Source organism: Microbacterium sp. LWH7-1.2 (genome assembly GCF_038397755.1).
Classification (GTDB): domain Bacteria; phylum Actinomycetota; class Actinomycetes; order Actinomycetales; family Microbacteriaceae; genus Microbacterium.
In genome coordinates this window covers 3,102,635-3,119,049 of record NZ_CP151637.1, presented here as the reverse complement: position 1 = coordinate 3,119,049, position 16,415 = coordinate 3,102,635, and the positions used below count along the sequence as shown (strand labels likewise).

At 71.3% G+C, this 16,415-nt stretch carries 15 protein-coding genes, 1 tRNA gene and 2 pseudogenes; 10 read left to right on the top strand and 8 right to left on the bottom strand.

Features of this window, described 5'->3' with window-relative positions; translation table 11 throughout:
• The first annotated feature begins 190 nt into the window (after nucleotides 1-190).
• From MRBLWH7_RS14470 to MRBLWH7_RS14440, 7 genes are all read left to right on the top strand, one after another.
• A tRNA-Gly gene (locus tag MRBLWH7_RS14470) sits at nucleotides 191-264 on the top strand.
• Entirely contained in the window at nucleotides 264-2,306 is a 2,043-nt protein-coding gene (locus tag MRBLWH7_RS14465) for a DapH/DapD/GlmU-related protein (protein WP_341995657.1), read from the top strand. The genes MRBLWH7_RS14470 and MRBLWH7_RS14465 overlap by 1 nt, the downstream gene beginning before the upstream one ends.
• Nucleotides 2,307-2,359: 53 nt before the next feature.
• Entirely contained in the window at nucleotides 2,360-4,612 is a 2,253-nt protein-coding gene (locus tag MRBLWH7_RS14460; RefSeq protein ID WP_341995655.1) for a LuxR C-terminal-related transcriptional regulator, read from the top strand.
• Between the two features lie 133 nt (nucleotides 4,613-4,745).
• Nucleotides 4,746-5,465 carry an alpha/beta hydrolase gene (locus tag MRBLWH7_RS14455; RefSeq protein ID WP_341995653.1) on the top strand — a complete coding sequence of 240 codons (720 nt, stop codon included), beginning with the start codon at nucleotides 4,746-4,748 and terminating at the stop codon, nucleotides 5,463-5,465.
• Nucleotides 5,466-5,538: 73 nt separating this feature from the next.
• Entirely contained in the window at nucleotides 5,539-7,041 is a 1,503-nt protein-coding gene (locus tag MRBLWH7_RS14450) for an aldehyde dehydrogenase family protein (RefSeq protein ID WP_341995651.1), read from the top strand.
• Nucleotides 7,038-8,135 (top strand): NAD(P)-dependent alcohol dehydrogenase, encoded by a 1,098-nt coding sequence (locus MRBLWH7_RS14445; protein ID WP_341995649.1) that lies wholly within the window; start codon nucleotides 7,038-7,040, stop codon nucleotides 8,133-8,135. The genes MRBLWH7_RS14450 and MRBLWH7_RS14445 overlap by 4 nt, the downstream gene beginning before the upstream one ends.
• A 117-nt stretch (nucleotides 8,136-8,252) precedes the next feature.
• The gene (locus MRBLWH7_RS14440; protein WP_341995647.1) at nucleotides 8,253-8,678 is read left to right on the top strand and encodes a pyridoxamine 5'-phosphate oxidase family protein; all 426 of its coding nucleotides are present in this window, start codon (nucleotides 8,253-8,255) and stop codon (nucleotides 8,676-8,678) included.
• On the opposite strand, the gene MRBLWH7_RS14435 is transcribed toward MRBLWH7_RS14440, so the two are convergent.
• The 5 genes and pseudogenes from MRBLWH7_RS14435 to MRBLWH7_RS14415 all read right to left on the bottom strand — a co-directional run bounded on the left by MRBLWH7_RS14435 (nucleotide 8,659) and on the right by MRBLWH7_RS14415 (nucleotide 10,947).
• Nucleotides 8,659-9,549 carry a PfkB family carbohydrate kinase gene (locus MRBLWH7_RS14435; RefSeq protein ID WP_341995645.1) on the bottom strand — a complete coding sequence of 297 codons (891 nt, stop codon included), beginning with the start codon at nucleotides 9,547-9,549 and terminating at the stop codon, nucleotides 8,659-8,661. The genes MRBLWH7_RS14440 and MRBLWH7_RS14435 overlap by 20 nt on opposite strands.
• A gap of 39 nt (nucleotides 9,550-9,588) precedes the next feature.
• Complete coding sequence (locus tag MRBLWH7_RS14430) at nucleotides 9,589-9,879, bottom strand: hypothetical protein (protein ID WP_342002197.1); 291 nt, start codon at nucleotides 9,877-9,879, stop codon at nucleotides 9,589-9,591.
• Nucleotides 9,876-10,199: a bifunctional 4-hydroxy-2-oxoglutarate aldolase/2-dehydro-3-deoxy-phosphogluconate aldolase gene (locus tag MRBLWH7_RS14425; RefSeq protein WP_341995643.1), complete on the bottom strand. Its 324-nt coding sequence runs from the start codon at nucleotides 10,197-10,199 to the stop codon at nucleotides 9,876-9,878. Before MRBLWH7_RS14425 ends, MRBLWH7_RS14430 begins: the two co-directional genes overlap by 4 nt.
• Before the next feature lie 62 nt (nucleotides 10,200-10,261).
• A pseudogene (locus MRBLWH7_RS14420) lies at nucleotides 10,262-10,432 on the bottom strand (2-dehydro-3-deoxyphosphogluconate aldolase); the annotation flags it as partial.
• Nucleotides 10,433-10,572: 140 nt separating this feature from the next.
• Nucleotides 10,573-10,947 carry a PfkB family carbohydrate kinase gene (locus MRBLWH7_RS14415; RefSeq protein WP_341995642.1) on the bottom strand — a complete coding sequence of 125 codons (375 nt, stop codon included), beginning with the start codon at nucleotides 10,945-10,947 and terminating at the stop codon, nucleotides 10,573-10,575.
• 116 nt (nucleotides 10,948-11,063) lie between these two features.
• Between MRBLWH7_RS14415 and MRBLWH7_RS14410 the strand changes: the two are divergent.
• A pseudogene (locus tag MRBLWH7_RS14410) lies at nucleotides 11,064-11,258 on the top strand (substrate-binding domain-containing protein); the annotation flags it as partial.
• A gap of 35 nt (nucleotides 11,259-11,293) precedes the next feature.
• On the top strand, nucleotides 11,294-12,757 hold the full coding sequence (locus tag MRBLWH7_RS14405; RefSeq protein ID WP_341995640.1) for a glutamate--cysteine ligase: 1,464 nt from the start codon (nucleotides 11,294-11,296) through the stop codon (nucleotides 12,755-12,757).
• A gap of 18 nt (nucleotides 12,758-12,775) precedes the next feature.
• Here the strand turns inward: MRBLWH7_RS14405 and MRBLWH7_RS14400 are convergent, their stop codons facing one another.
• The 3 genes from MRBLWH7_RS14400 to MRBLWH7_RS14390 form a co-directional block, all read right to left on the bottom strand.
• Entirely contained in the window at nucleotides 12,776-13,771 is a 996-nt protein-coding gene (locus tag MRBLWH7_RS14400; protein ID WP_341995638.1) for a Gfo/Idh/MocA family oxidoreductase, read from the bottom strand.
• A 37-nt stretch (nucleotides 13,772-13,808) separates the two neighbouring features.
• Nucleotides 13,809-14,651 carry an EamA family transporter gene (locus MRBLWH7_RS14395; RefSeq protein WP_342002065.1) on the bottom strand — a complete coding sequence of 281 codons (843 nt, stop codon included), beginning with the start codon at nucleotides 14,649-14,651 and terminating at the stop codon, nucleotides 13,809-13,811.
• A gap of 68 nt (nucleotides 14,652-14,719) precedes the next feature.
• On the bottom strand, nucleotides 14,720-15,988 hold the full coding sequence (locus MRBLWH7_RS14390; RefSeq protein WP_342002063.1) for a serine hydrolase: 1,269 nt from the start codon (nucleotides 15,986-15,988) through the stop codon (nucleotides 14,720-14,722).
• A gap of 80 nt (nucleotides 15,989-16,068) precedes the next feature.
• On the opposite strand from MRBLWH7_RS14390, the gene MRBLWH7_RS14385 reads away from it, so the two are divergent.
• The gene (locus MRBLWH7_RS14385; RefSeq protein WP_341995637.1) at nucleotides 16,069-16,410 is read left to right on the top strand and encodes a DUF2470 domain-containing protein; all 342 of its coding nucleotides are present in this window, start codon (nucleotides 16,069-16,071) and stop codon (nucleotides 16,408-16,410) included.
• Nucleotides 16,411-16,415 lie beyond the last annotated feature (5 nt).

The window sequence follows — 16,415 nt, the reverse complement described above, 5'->3', positions numbered from 1 at the left end:
TCAGCTCTGCCGAGAGGGCCGCATCATCCCCGTCTGGCTGGCGCAAGCGGTTGTGAAGCGCGGCCTGCGCAAGTCCAACGGGTAAGGTGGAGTCGTGGCACCCGCTAGACGGGCGCCCACGCTCATGTGCACACCGATGTGTACACCCAGCCTTGACGGGGATTCTCGATCCCAGTAATTTCAAGGCACTGGGGCTGTAGTTCAATGGCAGAACTTCTGCTTCCCAAGCAGACAGCGCGGGTTCGATTCCCGTCAGCCCCTCCATGACTCCCGCAATCGCCGCGCACGAATACTCCCCCTGGGATTTCTGGAGCGAGGCGAGTCCGTCCGAACGCGAGGCGCAACTGGTCCTCCAGCAGACCGTCGTCGCCGGCCGCCGCGATCATGAGCTGGGCGAGCAGTGCTTCCTCTCCGAGCTCGCCTCGATCGACAACGACTCACTGCGCCTCGGCGACCGCACGTACGTCGCAGCGGGCGCCTACCTCACGGGCGACCTCCGCGCGGGCGCCGACTGCAGCATCAACCCGTACACGGTGATCCGCGGCCGCGTCACGATGGGCGACGGCGTGCGCATCGGCGCGCACACGTCGATCCTGGGTTTCAACCCCTCGATGGAGTCGGGCACGCCCGTCTTCCGTCAGCCACTCACCTCCCAGGGCATCGAGATCGGCGACGACGTCTGGATCGGCTCGCACGTCGTGATCCTCGACGGCGTCCGCGTCGGATCGCACTCGGTGCTGGCCGCCAGCGCCGTCGTCACGAAGGACGTGCCCGCCGGCGCCGTCGTCGGCGGCAACCCCGCGCGCTTCATCCGCTGGCGCGTGGAGCCCGATGACACCGGCATCCACCCGGATGCGGCGGCGGATGCTGCCGCCCGGGGCACCGAGGACCGACCGGAGTCGCCCGAGCCACGCGAGCCCGTCGAGACACCGCCTGCTGTGCTCGCCGCGCTGGCGACGCAGGCGGTCGAGCGCGAGGCGCAGCCCGCGCGCACGCCGGAGCCCGACTCTGCGCCGACCCCGGAGCACGGGTTCACAACGGCAGCGAGGCCAGGCCTCGGGTCCGCCCCCACCGTTGTCGGCGACACCGTGACCGCTCCCCCACCGACGGCCGAGCCCGCTCCCACCCCGGTGGCCGGGCCCGCGACCGACGACACGGCCGGACTGGCCGAGCGCGTCGCCGAGCTGGCCGCACGTGCGAGGGACGAGGCATCCGTCGTCCTGGAGCGCGCGTGGAACGACGACCTGGGGCTCTTCGCAGACCGCCCCGGCGCCGCCCCCAGCGTTCGGGCGCAGGCCGACGCGATCGAGATCGCGGACATGCTGCTCGGCACGGCGCCGCCGCAGTCGTCGGTCGACACGCAGATCCGCCGGCTACGGGGGTGGCAGGATTCCGCGACCGGCGCGGTCGCTCCCCTCGATGCGGACGGGCGCCAGCAGGCGGGCCTCGGGTTCTCTCACGAGGACGTCGCGTACCACGTGCTGAGCACCGGCTACGCGCTCGATCTGCTCGGGTCCGCATTTCCTGCTCCTCTCACCTGGGTCACGGCAGCGACGCCGGATCGCGTCGTCGAATTCTGCGAGAGTCTGCCGTGGGCCACCGACGCATGGGGCGCCGGGCACCACATCGACGGCTTCGGCACGGCGATTCTGTGGACGAAGCGGGCGGGGCATCCGATTCCGGCGGGTGTGGAGGAGGCGCTGTTCGGCTGGCTGCTCCTCAACTCCGACCCGCAGACGGGCATGTGGGGGTCGGCCACGCCCGACCGTGGGCTGCTCCCTGTCGTGAACGGTTTCTACCGGGCATCGCGCGGCACGTTCGCGCAGTTCGGCGTGCCGCTCCCGCACCCCGAGCGCGTGATCGACACGGTGCTGCGGCATACCCGCGACCCGCGCTGGTTCGCTCCCGGCGCGCGGAACGCGTGCAACGTGCTCGACGTGGCGCACCCGCTGTGGCTCACGCGCGGGACCGGCTACCGCGACCACGAGGTGCGAAGACTCGCCGCTCGGCTGCTGGCGGACGCGCCGGCGACCTGGGAGCCGGGTGCGGGCTTCGCATTCCGCGAGCCGACTGCTGCGACGCGCGGGCTCACCGAGACCGAGCCGGGCCTCCAGGGCACCGAGATGTGGCTCGCGATCCTGTGGTACCTCGCCGACCTCGCGGGCATCTCGGACGCCCTCGGCTACCGGCCGCGCGGCGTGCACCGGCCGGAGCCGAGCACACTCGAGGGCATTCGCAGGCTCCGGCGAACTCCAGACCCGTCCTCCGGGGACTGCTCGCGACCAGAGCCCGGAACACTGCGATAATCGACCCGCCGGGTGCACCCGCCCCGTCTTGGGCGAGGACGCCTGGAGCCGTGATGATCAGAGAACCGCGAAGCGCGTTCGTCGGTCGCCACCGCGAGCTGACGGCCTTGCAGTCGCTGCTCGACGCCTCGTCGCTGGTCACCCTCACGGGCGTCGGCGGTGCCGGCAAGACGCGGCTCGCGGTGCGCGCGGCGAACCAGTTCGCCGAGCGCCACGGCATCGACTGCTGGTTCGTCCCGCTCGAGTCCGTGCAGGATCCGCTGCGTGTGCCCCTCGCGGTCGTGCGCGCCCTTAAGCTCGCCGATCAGTCTTCGCGCGATCCGCTCGAGGTCGTTGTCTCCGCCCTTCGCGACACCTCCGCCATCGTGGTGTTCGACAACTGCGAGCAGCTCATCGATGCGGCTGCCTCGTTCACCGACGAACTGCTGCTCGCACTCCCGCAGCTCACCGTACTCGCCACAAGCCGCCGACCTCTCGAGCTCGACGGCGAACTGGTGTACCCGGTGCCACCGCTGTCGGTAGAGGCGGCGCCGAAGGGGCCGTCCGAGGCGGTGTCGCTCCTCGTTGCCCGCGCGAAGGCCGCCGACGTCGCGTTCGAGCTCGGGGAAGCGGACGCCGAGGCCGCCGTCGAGCTGTGCCGATCCCTCGACGGGCTGCCGCTCGCGATCGAGCTCGCGGCGACGCGCCTTCGCACGCTCTCGATCGCTGAGCTCGCGAACGGCCTGTCCTCCCGCTTCACGCTGCTCCGCGGTCGCTCCCGCAGTGCCGTCGGGCGCCAGCGCACCCTCCGGGCAGTCGTCGACTGGAGCTACGATCTCTGCTCGCCCGAGGAGCGCGAGCTCTGGTGTGCCCTCGCAGTCTTCTCCGGTCCCTTCGACCTCGCGGCCGCCGCAGCGGTCGGCGGCTACACGATCGACGACATCGTCGACCCCCTCGACGAACTTGTCGCGCAGTCCGTCGTCGAGGCGGATCGCGAGACCGGGCGATTCCGCATGCTCGAGACGATCCGCGGTTACGGGCGCGAGCGCGCCGAGGAGGATGGCCGCTCGCCCACGTTTGCCCGGCGCCACCTCGACCACTTCGCCGCCGTCGCGGCGAGGTCACGGGTGGGCTGGTACGGACCCGGACAGGCTGCCGTGCTCGCTAGGCTGCGTGCCGACCGCGCTGAACTGCAGTCCGCTCTCACCATGGCCGTGGCGATCGACACCGACACCGCCCTCGCGCTGTTCTCCGACTTGCGCTACCACTGGGCGGTCGGCGGGTTCCTTCCCGAGGGACGCGGCTGGGCGACACGAGTGCTCGCGCTGCCGGGAGGCTCTGCCACCCACCGCGTCCCGGCGCTCGTCAACGCCGCCTGGCTGTGCCTGCTGCAAGGAGACCTCGACGAGGCGAAGACGCGACTCGACGAGGCGGACGGCCCGCTGCCGGACGCCGCGTTCACGGCGGATCGCGCAGCCACGATCCGCGTGGAGATCCACCGCTGGCGCGGCACGCACGCGATGTTCTCGGGCCGGCCGCTGGATGCCGCCGGCGAGTTCGAAGCATCGATCCGCGTTGCGGAGGAGTGCGGACACCCCGAGCACGCCCTCCTTGCGCAGTTCCAGCTCACCACGGCACTGAGTCACCTTCGCGAGCCCGACGCCGCTCGAGCGGGGCGGGACGCGCTCGCCTACGCCGAGTCGGTGGGCGAGACGTGGATGCGGTCACACGCGCTGTGGTCGCTCGGCCTCGCCGCGTTCGTCGAACGTGATCTGGATGCAGCGGAGCGATTCGCACGCGAGGGCATTCTGACGGAACGCGGTTTCGACGATCCCGTCGGCGAGTGCCTCATGCTCGAGGTGCTCAGCTGGGTCGACGCAGAGCGCGGCCTCGCGGACCGGGCCGCGATCGTGCTCGGCGCGACCGAGGCCCGCTGGCGTCTGATCGGGTCGGCGATCACCGTCATGGGGCCGCAGCTCTCGGCTCATCATGACCGGTGCATCGCTGAACTGCGCCGACAGCTCGGCGTCCAGCGGTACGACAAGCTCCTCGGTGCCGGCGGAGGTCTCGATCCCGGCGAGGTGGTCGCGTTCGCACTCGAGTCGAAGACGTCGGTTGCGGGCGGACTCAGCGCCCGGGAGACGCAAGTCGCGATGCGCATCCATCGCGGGATGAGCAACCGCGACATAGCCGGGGAACTCGTGCTCTCGGTGCGCACCGTCGACACGCATGTGCAGCGCATCCTCGGCAAGCTCGGCTTCTCGTCGCGCGCGCAGATCGCAGCCTGGTACGAGGCGACGTACGCCTCCGCCCCGCAGGTTACGTAGTCCTACGGATACCGCCGCCCCTGCGCGCGGCGCACTCTGGGGAGCACGACACCGACGTCGCCCCAGCAGATGCGCACCGTCGGGCATCGCGACCGCGAGCCCACGCGCAGTCCCGAAAGGTATGGAATCTCCGATGACAGCACAGCTCCGACCCCGGATCATCCTCGTCCACGGCGCTTGGGTCGGCTCGTGGGAGTTCGAGCCGCTCGTGCAGATCCTGCGCGAGCGCGGCTGGGAGGTGGACGCGCTCGACCTTCCGTCGACGGGGAGCACCGAGAGCATGGTTCAGGATGCCGCCGCCATCACCGCCGCGATCGACCGCGCCGACGGACCCGTCGTGCTCGTCGGGCACTCCTACGGCGGCGTGCCGGTGACCGAGGCGGGCGACCATCCCGCCGTCGAACGCATCGTATACATCGCGGCGTTCGCGCTGGACGCGGGCGAGAGCGTCATCACCTCGATGGGCGGCGCCCTCCCCGGCGTGTGGGGCATCTCCGACGACCAGCTGACACTGGGCCGCGACCGGGACGAGCGCGTGGAGATGATCGCCGCCGACATGCCGCCGGGCGTTCCGCGCGAGGCATCCGAGCAGCTCGCCGACCTCTTCAGGCCGCAGTCGCTCGCCTCCTTCAGCGACCCGCTCTCGCGGGTCGCGTGGCGGGCGAAGCCGACGACCTACGTGCTCACCGAGAACGACGCGGTCGTGGCGCCCGCCTTCCAAGACGCGCTCGCCGTGCGCACCGGCGGAGCGATCGTCCGCGTCGCCCACGGCCACGCGCCGTTCCAGGAAGATCCCGCGGGCTTCGCCGACCTGCTCGAGCGGGTCGCGACCACGTCGTCGGTCCCCGTCTGAACCTCGGGCTGCCTGAACCTCGCCCCCCGCAGCTGCACCCGCACGCATTCACCACTCAGAGAAGAGCACCACCATGACCATCACCGATACCGCACCCACGGCATCCGCATCCCCCACTGCCTTCCCGCCCGGGCGGCTGTTCATCGGCGGAAAGTGGCGGGATGCCCTGGACGGCGGTCGCATGGACGTGATCGCACCTGCGACCGGGACGAAGATCACCGACGTCGCGAAGGCGACGACCACCGACGTCGATGACGCCGTCGCCGCCGCGCGCGCCGCCTTCGACTCGGGCGTGTGGTCGGGGCTGTCCAGCCGCGAACGGGCGCGCATCCTGCAGCGGGCGTACACCCTCATGCGCAAGCGCGCCGAAGAGCTCGTCCAGGCCGAGAGCACCGATGTCGGCAAGCCGATCACGTTCGCGCGTATCGTCGACGTCAACAACGCGGCCGAGCTGTACGAGTACTACGCGAGCCTCGGGCACCACCTCGACGGCTCGGTCCGCGAGACGACCGGCAACACGCACGTCTACGTCAAGAAGGAGCCGATCGGCGTCGTCGCGGCGATCACGCCGTTCAACTTCCCGCTAATTCTGTCGAGCTCGAAGATCGCTCCCGCCCTCATCGCCGGCAACACCATCGTGCACAAGCCCGCGAGCGACACTCCGCTGAGCGCACTGCTGATGGCGCAGATCCTCCAGGAGGCGGGCGTACCGGACGGCGTCTTCAACGTCGTCACCGGCTCGGGCGCGGCGATCGGCGATCACCTGGTCACGCATCCGTGCGTCGACAAGATCGCGTTCACCGGCTCGACCGAGATCGGCGCCCACGCGGCACAGCTCGCGGGCAGCACTCTGAAGTCGTTCACCGCAGAACTGGGCGGCAACGCCGCCAACATCCTCTTCGCCGACGCCGACCTGAACACCGCGATGCAGACCGTCATCGCCGCGTTCGTCTTCAACGCCGGACAGTTCTGCATGGCGGGGCCTCGGCTCCTCGTCGAGCGTCCGATCTACGACATCGTGCTCGGTGTCCTCGCCGACGCCGTGCCTCACGTGCCCTTCGGTGACATCACGAAGCCCGAGACGGTGATCGGTCCGCTCGCGAGCGCGACCCAGCTCGAGAAGGTCGCCGCGATGGTCGACCGGGCGAGGGATGCCGGAGCCCGCGTGGTCACCGGAGGCGAGAGGGTCTCCGAACTCGACGGGTTCTACTACCGCCCGACGGTGCTCGCCGACCTCGATGCCGACGCCGAAGCCGTGTCCGAAGAAGTGTTCGGCCCGGTCCTCACGGTGCAGCCCTTCGACACCGAGGAGGAGGCCATCCAGCTCGCAAACTCCACCCGCTACGGGCTGGCCAGCGGAATCCAGACCTCGGATCTTGCGAAAGCGCACCGGGTCGCCGCGCGGCTCGAGGCGGGCATCACCTGGGTGAACGGCTGGGCGCTGCTCGATCCCGCTACTCCCTTCGGCGGTGTCAAAGCCTCGGGCTGGGGCCGGGAGGGAGGCCCCGAGGCGATGGCCTCGTACCAGCGCTCGCACTCGATCGTGATCAACCTCGAGCAGGGGTCCGCCCAGTGACCGCGGGACGCGCCGCCGTCCTCGAGGCGGGCGAGCTCGTCATCAGCGACGTGGAGTTTCCCGAACCCGGGCACGGAGAGGTGCTCGTCAAGCTCGTCGCCTCGGGCCTGTGTCACACCGATCTCGGGGTGATCGCCGGTGGGATCCCGTTCCCCGCCCCCGGGATCATCGGTCACGAGGGCGCCGGCATCGTCGACCGCATAGGCGAGGGCGTGACGGGTCTCGCGCCCGGCGACCAGGTGCTGCTCAGCTTCACCTCGTGTGGCGCGTGCGCCGGGTGCGACTCAGGCCACCCGGCCTATTGCGAGACGTGGCTGCCGCGGAATCTGCTCGGGATGCTGCGCCCCGAGGGCTCCGGAGACATCATGCGCGAGGGCACTCCCGTCGCGAGCCGCTTCTTCGGCCAATCGTCGTTCGCCCAGTACGCGATCGCCGACGAACGCTCGGTCGTCCGGGTCGACGCGGGTGCGGATCTCGCGGTGCTCGCACCGCTCGGCTGCGGGGTGCTCACCGGCTTCGGGTCGATGTGGAACGTGCTCGATCCCGGCGAGAGCGACATCGTCGCCGTCTACGGCGCAGGCGCGGTCGGGCTCTCGGCGGTGATGGCGGCCGCACAGCGTCACCCGGCCCAGCTGATCGCGATCGATCTCGTCGACGAGCGACTGCGGCTCGCCGTGGAGTTCGGCGCGACCGCGACGATAGACGCCGGCACCGAAGACGTCGCCGCGCGCCTCGCCGGACTTACCGGCGGCCGCGGCGTCAGCCTGAGCTTCGACACGACGGGCAGCCCGAAGGTCGCGCGAGGGGCGCTCGACGCAGCCTCGGTGCGCGGCACGGTGCTCGTGTGCGGGGCCCCGCCACCCGGCACTGAGATCCCCGTCGATATCCAGGGGATCCTCCCGGGCAAGATCCTGCGCGGGGTCACGATGGGCGACTCCGATCCGGCGACGCTCATCCCGCAGCTGATCGCGCTGCACGCCGATGGCAAGCTGCCGCTCGAGAGACTCGAGAAGCGCTACTCGCTCGACGACATCGCCCGCGCGGCCGACGATATGCACCACGGCGTCACCGTCAAGCCCGTCATCGTGTTCTGAGCACGATCGTTGCGGGCCATCGTCGCCCTCAACACGAGCTTCTGACGGGCGATGCGGCGCGGCATCCGTCGTCGTGCGAGTCGATGTCCGGGGCACGCTCTGCCGTACTGTGAGCGGATGGCGTTCGATCCGCGTGACGTTTCGGCATTCGTGGCCTTCGTGCGCGGCGAAGCGCAGGGTGTCGTCGCGACCGTGTCGCCATCGGGAGCGCCCGAGGCGGCGCTCGTCGGGATCGCCGCGCTCGACGACGGCACGCTCGTGTTCGACACGCTGGTGGGCTCGCGCAAGGCGGAGAACCTGCGCCACGACCACCGCATCGCGGTCGTCATCGGGACGGACGGCTCCGTGTCAGCGCAGATCGACGGCTTCGGGACGATCGTGCACGGCACCCTGCGCGAGGAGTACGGCAGCGCCTACAATGCGCAGTTCCCCGGCTCGCGCGCACTCGACCCGGACTTCGCGGTCGTCGTGGTCCGCCCCGCGTGGGTGCGGGTCTACGACGCGTCGAAAAGCCCCGCGAACGTCACCGAAGCCCGCTGGTGACCCTGCCGGCGGCGACCGCCGGATGCAGGTGCTCGGACGACAGCGCCACGACCGCCTGACGGGCGCCGGCGGCGAGGCATCCGTCCACATCCTCACCCGAGAGCGAGGCGGCGAGGAAGCCCGCGAAGAACGCGTCGCCGGAACCGTTCGTGTCGACGACGTCGACCGGGACGGCCTCGACCGTCGCGCGCTCCCCCGACGCGGCGAGTGCGACGGCGCCCCGCGCACCGAGGGTGCAGACGGCGAGGCGCGGTCCGCGGTCGAGACAGCTCTGCATGAGCGACCACGGATCGTCGGTCGCGTCGTCGTTCATGAAGACGACATCGGCGGCGCGGAGGAACGGCTCGTGGAACTCCGCCGAGCCGTCGTAGTCGTGGAGGTCGGTCCCGATCGGGGCACCCGCCGCACCGGTGAGCCGGCGCCGCACGATCGCAACCCCGACCTCGCTGAGGTCGACGACCGCGATGTCCGCGTCGGCGAGGGCGCCCTCGACACGGTCGAGCGTGCCGACGGATGCCGCCGACGGCGTCGCGAGGTAGAGACTCACGCGCTCCCCGGCCGCGGTCATCAGGTTGGCGTGGCGCTCGGTACGCTCCGACGGATACGCCTCGACCCGCACGCCCGCCGCGGCGAGCGCCGCCGACACACGGCGGCCGTCGTCGTCGGCACCCAGCAGCGCGTGAAGCGTCACGTCGACGCCAAGGTCGGCCAGGTGCAGCCCCTTGCCGGCCGACGTCCCACCGAGCGTACGCAGGTCGCCGAGCGCGAACTGCATGTGCGGTACCGGCTCGGGAAGACGGTCGAGCAGGATGAGGTGGTTCCACGAGGCGGGTCCGCACACGGCGACCCGGGCGTCAGACGCGAGGGGCATCGGCCCAGTCAACCAGCGACACCCCCGCGTGACGACGATTCACCCGTGCCTCTTCGGCGCGAGAGTTCGCCCCGCTGCTCTGACCTTGAACGCCTCGAGAGTCGCGAGCGCCCTTCCCCCTCGACCGCCTCCAGGGCAACCGAGAACGCAGGTGCCGGCCCACTGCCCCGGGTGCGCGCGGAAGTAGTGCAGCGCCCCGGCGAGCACCCGGAACGGCTCCCCGTCGAAGAGGAGGTCCGTCTCACCGATCGCGAACCGCTGCGCGCCTGTCACGTGCTGCAGGTCCGCGCGGCCGTTCGCGACAGGTGAGCGGTCTGCGCCGAGGGTCATCGGGCGGAGCCCGTGCGGGCGTGGAGCAGCGCGGCGAGGCGCTCGAGTTGGGACGCATCCTCCAGAGCGGAGCCGACGGCGGCGACGCGCACACCCGCGTCGAGGAACTCGTCGACGTTCGACGCGTCAGGTCCACCGGTCGCGACGAACCTCATCTGCGGGAACGGGCCGCGGATGTGTCTGAACCAGCCGCTGCCGAGCCATGTGGCGGGGAATGCCTTGAGCCACGCCAGCCCGAGCGAGACCGCGAGCTGCACCTCGCTGGGGGTTGCGACGCCGGGGAAGATCGGGATGCCGGCATCCTGCGCCGCCCGCACCACGACCGGTCGAGACCTGGCGAGACGAGGTACACCGCGCCGGCGTGGGCGGCCCGCGTCACCTGGCCGGGAGTGATGACGGTGCCCGCCCCGACGCTCTTGCCACGGGCGGTCGCGGCCTCCACGACCGCACGCAGGGCCCGCTCGTCCTCGTCGGTCTGCAGCGGCACCTCGACGGAGTCGATGCCGAGGTCCCACGCCGTCTCGGAGAGGCGCCCCGAGCGCTCGACCCCCATGCCGCGGAGGATCGCCATGAGCGGTGCCCCGGCGAACGCCGTATCGAACCAGGCCGCCTGGGCGGCGGCATCCGTTCCCGTCGAGGAGGTGGGCTGGGAGGTCATTCGGAGGTCCTTCGTGCATCTGGTCTGGTTATCTTCTAAGGTTTGGGGCGCATCGCCCGCGTTCGGGGCGCGCGGCCTGCGCCCCGAACGGTCGTGGTGCGCCCCGAACCCGTCACATCGGGATGCCGGCGGCGGGTCCAGGCCGCGATGCCGCGGGCTCGTCGATCGAGTCGGTGGTGGTCTGCAAGGTGCGGGCGGCCCGCACGTGACCCGCGCGAAGACCGTCGGGCACGGCGTCGCCCGAGAGGCGTCCCGCGACGTATCCCGCCGGCGAACGCGTCGCCGGCGCCGATGGGCTCGACGACCTCGACGACGAGCGCCGGCTCGAACACCGTCTCGTCGCCGACGAACGCGGTCGCGCCGATGTCGCCGTCCTTGACGACGAGCTCGGCGACGTCGGGAAGGAGCACCCGCACGTCGGTCGCGGTCGCGGTGCCCCACAGGGAGCGCGCCGGCGCCGGGCCGACCGCCCCGAACCCGCTCGTCGCAGGTCGGTCACGGAGGCGGCGGCCACCTCTCCGTCGTCGCGTACGACGACGAGGTGGCCGAGCTCTTCACGCCCGCGCTCACGGCGGTGAGACCGCCACGCAACTCGGTCGGCCGCGCCGCCGTCGACCTGTTGGCGCGGCGCATCGAGGATCCCACGCGCCCGGTGCACCGCGTCGTGCTGAACCCCACGCTGAACGTGCGCGGCTCGACCGCGCCTCCGCGGGGTGCGTAGGCGCGCAAATGCCCGCGGCTCGCTAGAGTTCCGGCATGGGGGAGGACGTCCCGGCACAGGAGTTCACCCGCGCCGATCGCACTCGTCATCGCGAGAAGGTCCGGCGCAACCTCGACGTGTTCGCCCGGATGCTGGCCGAGGCGCACTTCGACACCGACGACCCGCTGACCGGCCTCGAGGTCGAGCTCAATCTCGTGGATGAGGCGGGTGACCCGGCGCTGCGCAACGCCGAAGCCCTCGAGGCGATCGCGGATCCGGCGTTCCAGACCGAGCTCGGCCAGTTCAACATGGAGATCAACGTGCCGCCCGCACGCCTGCGCGAAGGGGGACTCACCACCTTCGAACGGGGTCTGCGCGACAGCCTCAACCACGCCGAGGACCGGTCATCCGCCATCGGCGCGCACCTCGTGATGATCGGCATCCTTCCCACCGTCGCCGAGGGGCACCTCCGGCCCGACAGCATCAGCGCGAACCCCCGGTACCGGCTGCTGAGCGAGCAGATCCTCGACGCGCGCGGGGAGGACATCTCGATCTCCATCGACGGCCCCGAACGGCTCTTCACCACCGCGGACTCGATCCTGCCCGAGGCGGCGTGCACCAGCACCCAACTGCATGTTCAGACCTCTCCCGACGCGTTCGCCGGGTACTGGAACGCCTCACAGGCGATCGCCGGCGTGCAGCTGGCGATGGCGGCCAACTCGCCCTATCTGCTGGGCAAGGAGCTGTGGCGCGAGACGCGGATCCCGCTGTTCGAACAGGCCACCGACACCCGCAGCGAGGAGCTGAAGGTGCAGGGGGTGCGGCCGCGGGTGTGGTTCGGCGAGCGCTGGATCACCTCGGTGTTCGACCTCTTCGAGGAGAACGTCCGCTACTTCCCGGCGCTCCTGCCGATCGTCCACGACGACGACCCGATGGCCGTGCTCGAGTCGGGCGGGATCCCCGACCTCGCGGAGCTGCGCCTGCACAACGGCACCATCTACCGCTGGAACCGCCCGATCTACGACGTCGCGGGCGGGGTGCCGCACCTCCGGGTCGAGAACCGGGTGCTGGCGGCCGGGCCCACCGTCGTCGACACCGTCGCCAATGCCGCGTTCTACTTCGGCCTCGTGCGTGCGATCGCCGAGAGCGACCGGCCGCTGTGGTCGCAGCTGTCGTTCACCGCTGCCGAGGAGAACTTCCACACCGCCGCCCGAGACGGCATCGACGCCCAGCTCTACTGGCCGGGCGCCGGCCAGGTGCCCGCCACCGAGCTCGTGCTGCGGCGCCTGCTGCCTCTCGCGTATCGGGGCCTCGATGCGTGGGGCATCGAGGCCTCGGACCGCGATCGCCTGCTCGGCATCATCGAGGGCCGCTGCCTCACCGGCGTCACCGGCGCCGGCTGGTTCACCGACCGGATGCGCCGCCGCACCGGGGTGGAGCGCTACGACGCCCTTCGCGCCACCCTGCTCGAGTACCGCGACGCGATGCACACGAACGAGCCGGTGCACACCTGGAGCTGACCCCGGGCCGCGGTGCCGTCAGCCGGCGAGGGCGGCCGCGCGCCAGTCCGTGAGCACACGCGCCGCAGCACGGGTGTGCGACCACGGCATCTGCGGCACTTCGAGCCGGCCCTCGGCGAGTGCGAGCGAGAGGGCGTCGGCCTCGGCGGCCATCGGCTGCACGGTCGGCACCTCGACGACCCGCTCGTCGGCGCCGCGGCGGATGATCAGCGTCGACGGGCTCTCGGTGCGGCTGCCCCACACGTTCGGGAGCAGCACGTCGGCGTCGGCGCCGTCGAACCGCAGGAGGGCCAGGTCCGAGAGGTCTTCGACCACCGCCGTCGCCATCTGCGCCGTCACCGAGCCGAACCCGATCTCGGCCGTCGCCCAGCCGTCGACGCCGTTCACGAGCTCCGCCTGGAAGCTTCGGTACTCCGGCGCGTCGATCGGCTGGCCCGCCGCGGCCGCGAGGTCGATCGCGAGCGCCAGCGGGTAGCAGCCGACGTCGAGGATGGCCCCGCCGCCGACCGCCGGATCGAACAGCCGCCCCTCGCGCGTGCCGGCATCGAAGCCGAACGCACCCTCGAACCGGTGCAGTGCGCCGAGCTCGCCGCCCGCGGCGAGCTCACGCAGCGCGTCGGCGAAGGGACCGAACCGCGTCTTGAAGGCCTCGAGGAAGGGCCGCTGCGCACGCTGCGCCGCCTCCAGCATCCGCTCCACCTCATCGAGCGTGGGGCTCGCAGGCTTCTCGCACAGCACGGCCTTGCCCGCCTCGAGCGCGCGGATCGCGAGGTCGGCGTGGGCCGTGTGGACCGTCCCGACGTACACCGCGTCCACGTCGTCGCGCGCCAGGATGTCGTCGTACGTTCCGGATGCCGCGGCCCCGTGCTCCGTCGCGAACGCCGACGCGCGCTCGGCCGACGAGCTGCCCACGGCATGCAGCATCCCGTGTTCCGAAGCACGAAGCCCGACCACGAAGTCCCGGCTGATCTGTCCCGGCCCGAGGACCGCCCATCTCGTCTTCGCCTGAGTCACGCCCCGATGCTATCGAGCCGCAGCACCTCGCGCCGGATCAGGCGATCGGCTCGGCCGCCTCGCGCGCGGCGAGGGCGGACGAGCGGACCGCGCCGATGCTCGCGGCGATCACCAGTGCGATGCCGAGGATCTCGAGCCACGTCATATGTTGCCCGAGGAATATGAAACCGGCGAGGGCCGCGGTCGCGGGCGCGAGGCTCATCAGGATCGCGAAGACCGCGGCGGGAAGGCGCCGGAGCGCGACGAGCTCGAGGGCGTACGGGATCGTCGACGACAGCACCGCCACGGCCGCGCCCAGCGCGACGACCTCGATCCGCAGGAGGGCGACGCCGGCGTCCGCGACCCCGAACGGCACGGCGATCAGCGCCCCGATCGTCATCGCGAGCGCGAGCCCGTCGAGCTTCGGGAACGCCCGGCCGACCCGCGCCGAGGCGAGGATGTAGAACGCCCAGCTGCCCGCGGCGCCCAGTGCGAACAGCACGCCGAGCGGGTCGAGCCGGTCCCACCCGCCGCCGCCCAGCGCGACGACGCCGACGAGCGCGAGCAGCGCCCACAGCCACGCCGAGGCGCGGCGCGCAGCGACGATCGACAGCACGAGCGGGCCGAGCACCTCGATGGTCACGGTCACGCCGAGCGGCAGACGCTCGAGCGCGAGGTAGAACAAGCCGTTCATCAGCGCGAGCACGAGTCCGAACAGCGCCACCGCGGTCCAGTCGGCGCGCGAGTGGCCGCGCAGACGAGGGCGCGCGATCAGCAGCAGCACGATCGCCGAGAACACCAGGCGGAGCATCACCATGCCGAGCGGCCCGACCTGCGGGAACAGGAGCACGGCGATCGATGCGCCGACCTCCTGACATGCGAGGCCGACGATCACCAACAGGATCGCGGGCGTCGTCCCCGACGGTCCGGCGCCTGCGGCGGCAGTGCTTCCGGGGCGCGCCCCCGCGTTCACTCCGCTGCCGGAGGAGTGCACACCGCGAGGGTGTCGATCGCGGCGTGGTACTGCTCGGCGGTCCAGGGAAGGCCTGCCTCGGGCGCCGTCTCGCCCGCCGACGCGGGCGTCTTCGACGCGATCGCCGCCAGCTCCCACGCGAGGTACTCGCCCACGGCGGCGTCGGCCGCGGAGTTGTTGAGCACGAGGGCGACCGTCAGACCTGTCGTGGGATCTGCGAAGGCCGCGGTGATGTAGCCCGGCACCTTGCCGTACTGGCCGATGAGCGATCCCGCGATCAGCGCACCCCCGTCCGCGGCGTACCACGACGGGGCATCGGCGGCGACCGCGACCGGTGCGTTGAATCGGTCGTCGTCCTCGACGAGGGAACCCGACGCCAGCGACTGCACGTAGCGCCCGAGATCGTGGATGTCGGTGATCACCCCGGCGTCGGTGAAGCCGCTGCTCGACGAGGCGCCGGTCAGATCCAGGGGCTGCGCGCAGTCGAGTGCGCCCTCGGCGTTGTTGACCGACTGCCCTCCCTGGAGCACGCCCGAGGATGGCAGCTCACCGAGCGCGGTGGCATCGAGCCCGAGTGGATCGGCGACGTAGCCGCGGATGAGGTCGGCGGCCGTCTGCTCGGTCGCGCGCTGCAGCGCGAGGCCGAGCAGCACGTACCCGGCATCGGAATCGCGATAGGCGGCGCCCGGGTCGCTCGTGCGCGGCTGGCCGAGGCCGAAGCTCGCCAGGTAGCGCGGGTCCCACACCCTGTCGGGGTTCGAGAGCCACGACGAGTACAGCTGGCCGGCGTACGAGCCGATGCCGGACGTCCCGTCGCAGAGCTCGATGAGCGTCACGTCCTTCAGGTCCGGCACGCCCGAGACGTACTCGGCGATGCTGTCGTCGAGCTCCACCTTGCCCTCGGCAGCGGCCTCGAAGAGCACGTCGCACGTCATCGCGCGCGTCACCTTGCCGGCGCGGAACACCAGGTCGTCGGTGACCTCGCCGCCGCCGTCGGGCCGCTGCGTGCCGAGGCCTGCGACCCAACTGCCGCTCCATGGTGCCCACACGCCCACGATCGCGCCGGACGACCCGGTGATGCCCATCGCGTGGGTGACGGCATCCGTCAGCTGCTGCACGGTCTCATCGGCGAAAGGCGCGGTCGTCTGAGGGGGCACATCAGGCTGGATGTCGCCTTCGAACGAGCACCCGGCGAGGAGCAGCGCGGACGTCATGGCACCGGCGAGCACCGCGATGGCGCGTCGATGTGTGGAGCGGGTCCGCATTCTCACCCCCCGATGATCGTGCAATGAATTCAAACACACCATCGCCGCCTGCGTTGAACGGCGATCCGTAGGGTGAAGTCATGACGCACCTCTTCGACGAGGCCGCCCTGACCGGGGTGCTCGGCCACATGAACGGCGACCACGCCGGCGACAACCTCCTGATCTCGCGCGCCTTCGCCGCGGACGCGGGAGTGGCGGATGCCGAGATCAGCGCCGCGACGATGACCGGGTTCGACGGGGATCAGGGTGTCTGGCAGGCGACGCTCGACGACGGCACGACCGCCGAGATCGCAGTGCCGTGGCCGACCGGACCGATCACGGAGCGCCGGGAGGTCCGGCGCGAGATCGTCGCGCTGTACGACGAGGCGTGCCGCCGCCTGGGAATCGAGCCACGACCGCACGCGGAGGAAATGGGTGGTTAGGTTCG

What these genes read in the sequence shown, in the direction of transcription:
- MRBLWH7_RS14405 (WP_341995640.1), top strand. Translation starts at nt 11,294, where the DNA reads ATGGGGGAGGACGTCCCGGCACAGGAGTTCACCCGCGCCGATCGCACT.
- MRBLWH7_RS14440 (WP_341995647.1), top strand. Translation starts at nt 8,253, where the DNA reads ATGGCGTTCGATCCGCGTGACGTTTCGGCATTCGTGGCCTTCGTGCGC.
- MRBLWH7_RS14430 (WP_342002197.1), bottom strand. Translation starts at nt 9,879, where the DNA reads ATGACCCTCGGCGCAGACCGCTCACCTGTCGCGAACGGCCGCGCGGAC.
- MRBLWH7_RS14435 (WP_341995645.1), bottom strand. Translation starts at nt 9,549, where the DNA reads ATGCCCCTCGCGTCTGACGCCCGGGTCGCCGTGTGCGGACCCGCCTCG.
- MRBLWH7_RS14460 (WP_341995655.1), top strand. Translation starts at nt 2,360, where the DNA reads ATGATCAGAGAACCGCGAAGCGCGTTCGTCGGTCGCCACCGCGAGCTG.
- MRBLWH7_RS14390 (WP_342002063.1), bottom strand. Translation starts at nt 15,988, where the DNA reads ATGCGGACCCGCTCCACACATCGACGCGCCATCGCGGTGCTCGCCGGT.
- MRBLWH7_RS14450 (WP_341995651.1), top strand. Translation starts at nt 5,539, where the DNA reads ATGACCATCACCGATACCGCACCCACGGCATCCGCATCCCCCACTGCC.
- MRBLWH7_RS14385 (WP_341995637.1), top strand. Translation starts at nt 16,069, where the DNA reads ATGACGCACCTCTTCGACGAGGCCGCCCTGACCGGGGTGCTCGGCCAC.
- MRBLWH7_RS14455 (WP_341995653.1), top strand. Translation starts at nt 4,746, where the DNA reads ATGACAGCACAGCTCCGACCCCGGATCATCCTCGTCCACGGCGCTTGG.
- MRBLWH7_RS14465 (WP_341995657.1), top strand. Translation starts at nt 264, where the DNA reads ATGACTCCCGCAATCGCCGCGCACGAATACTCCCCCTGGGATTTCTGG.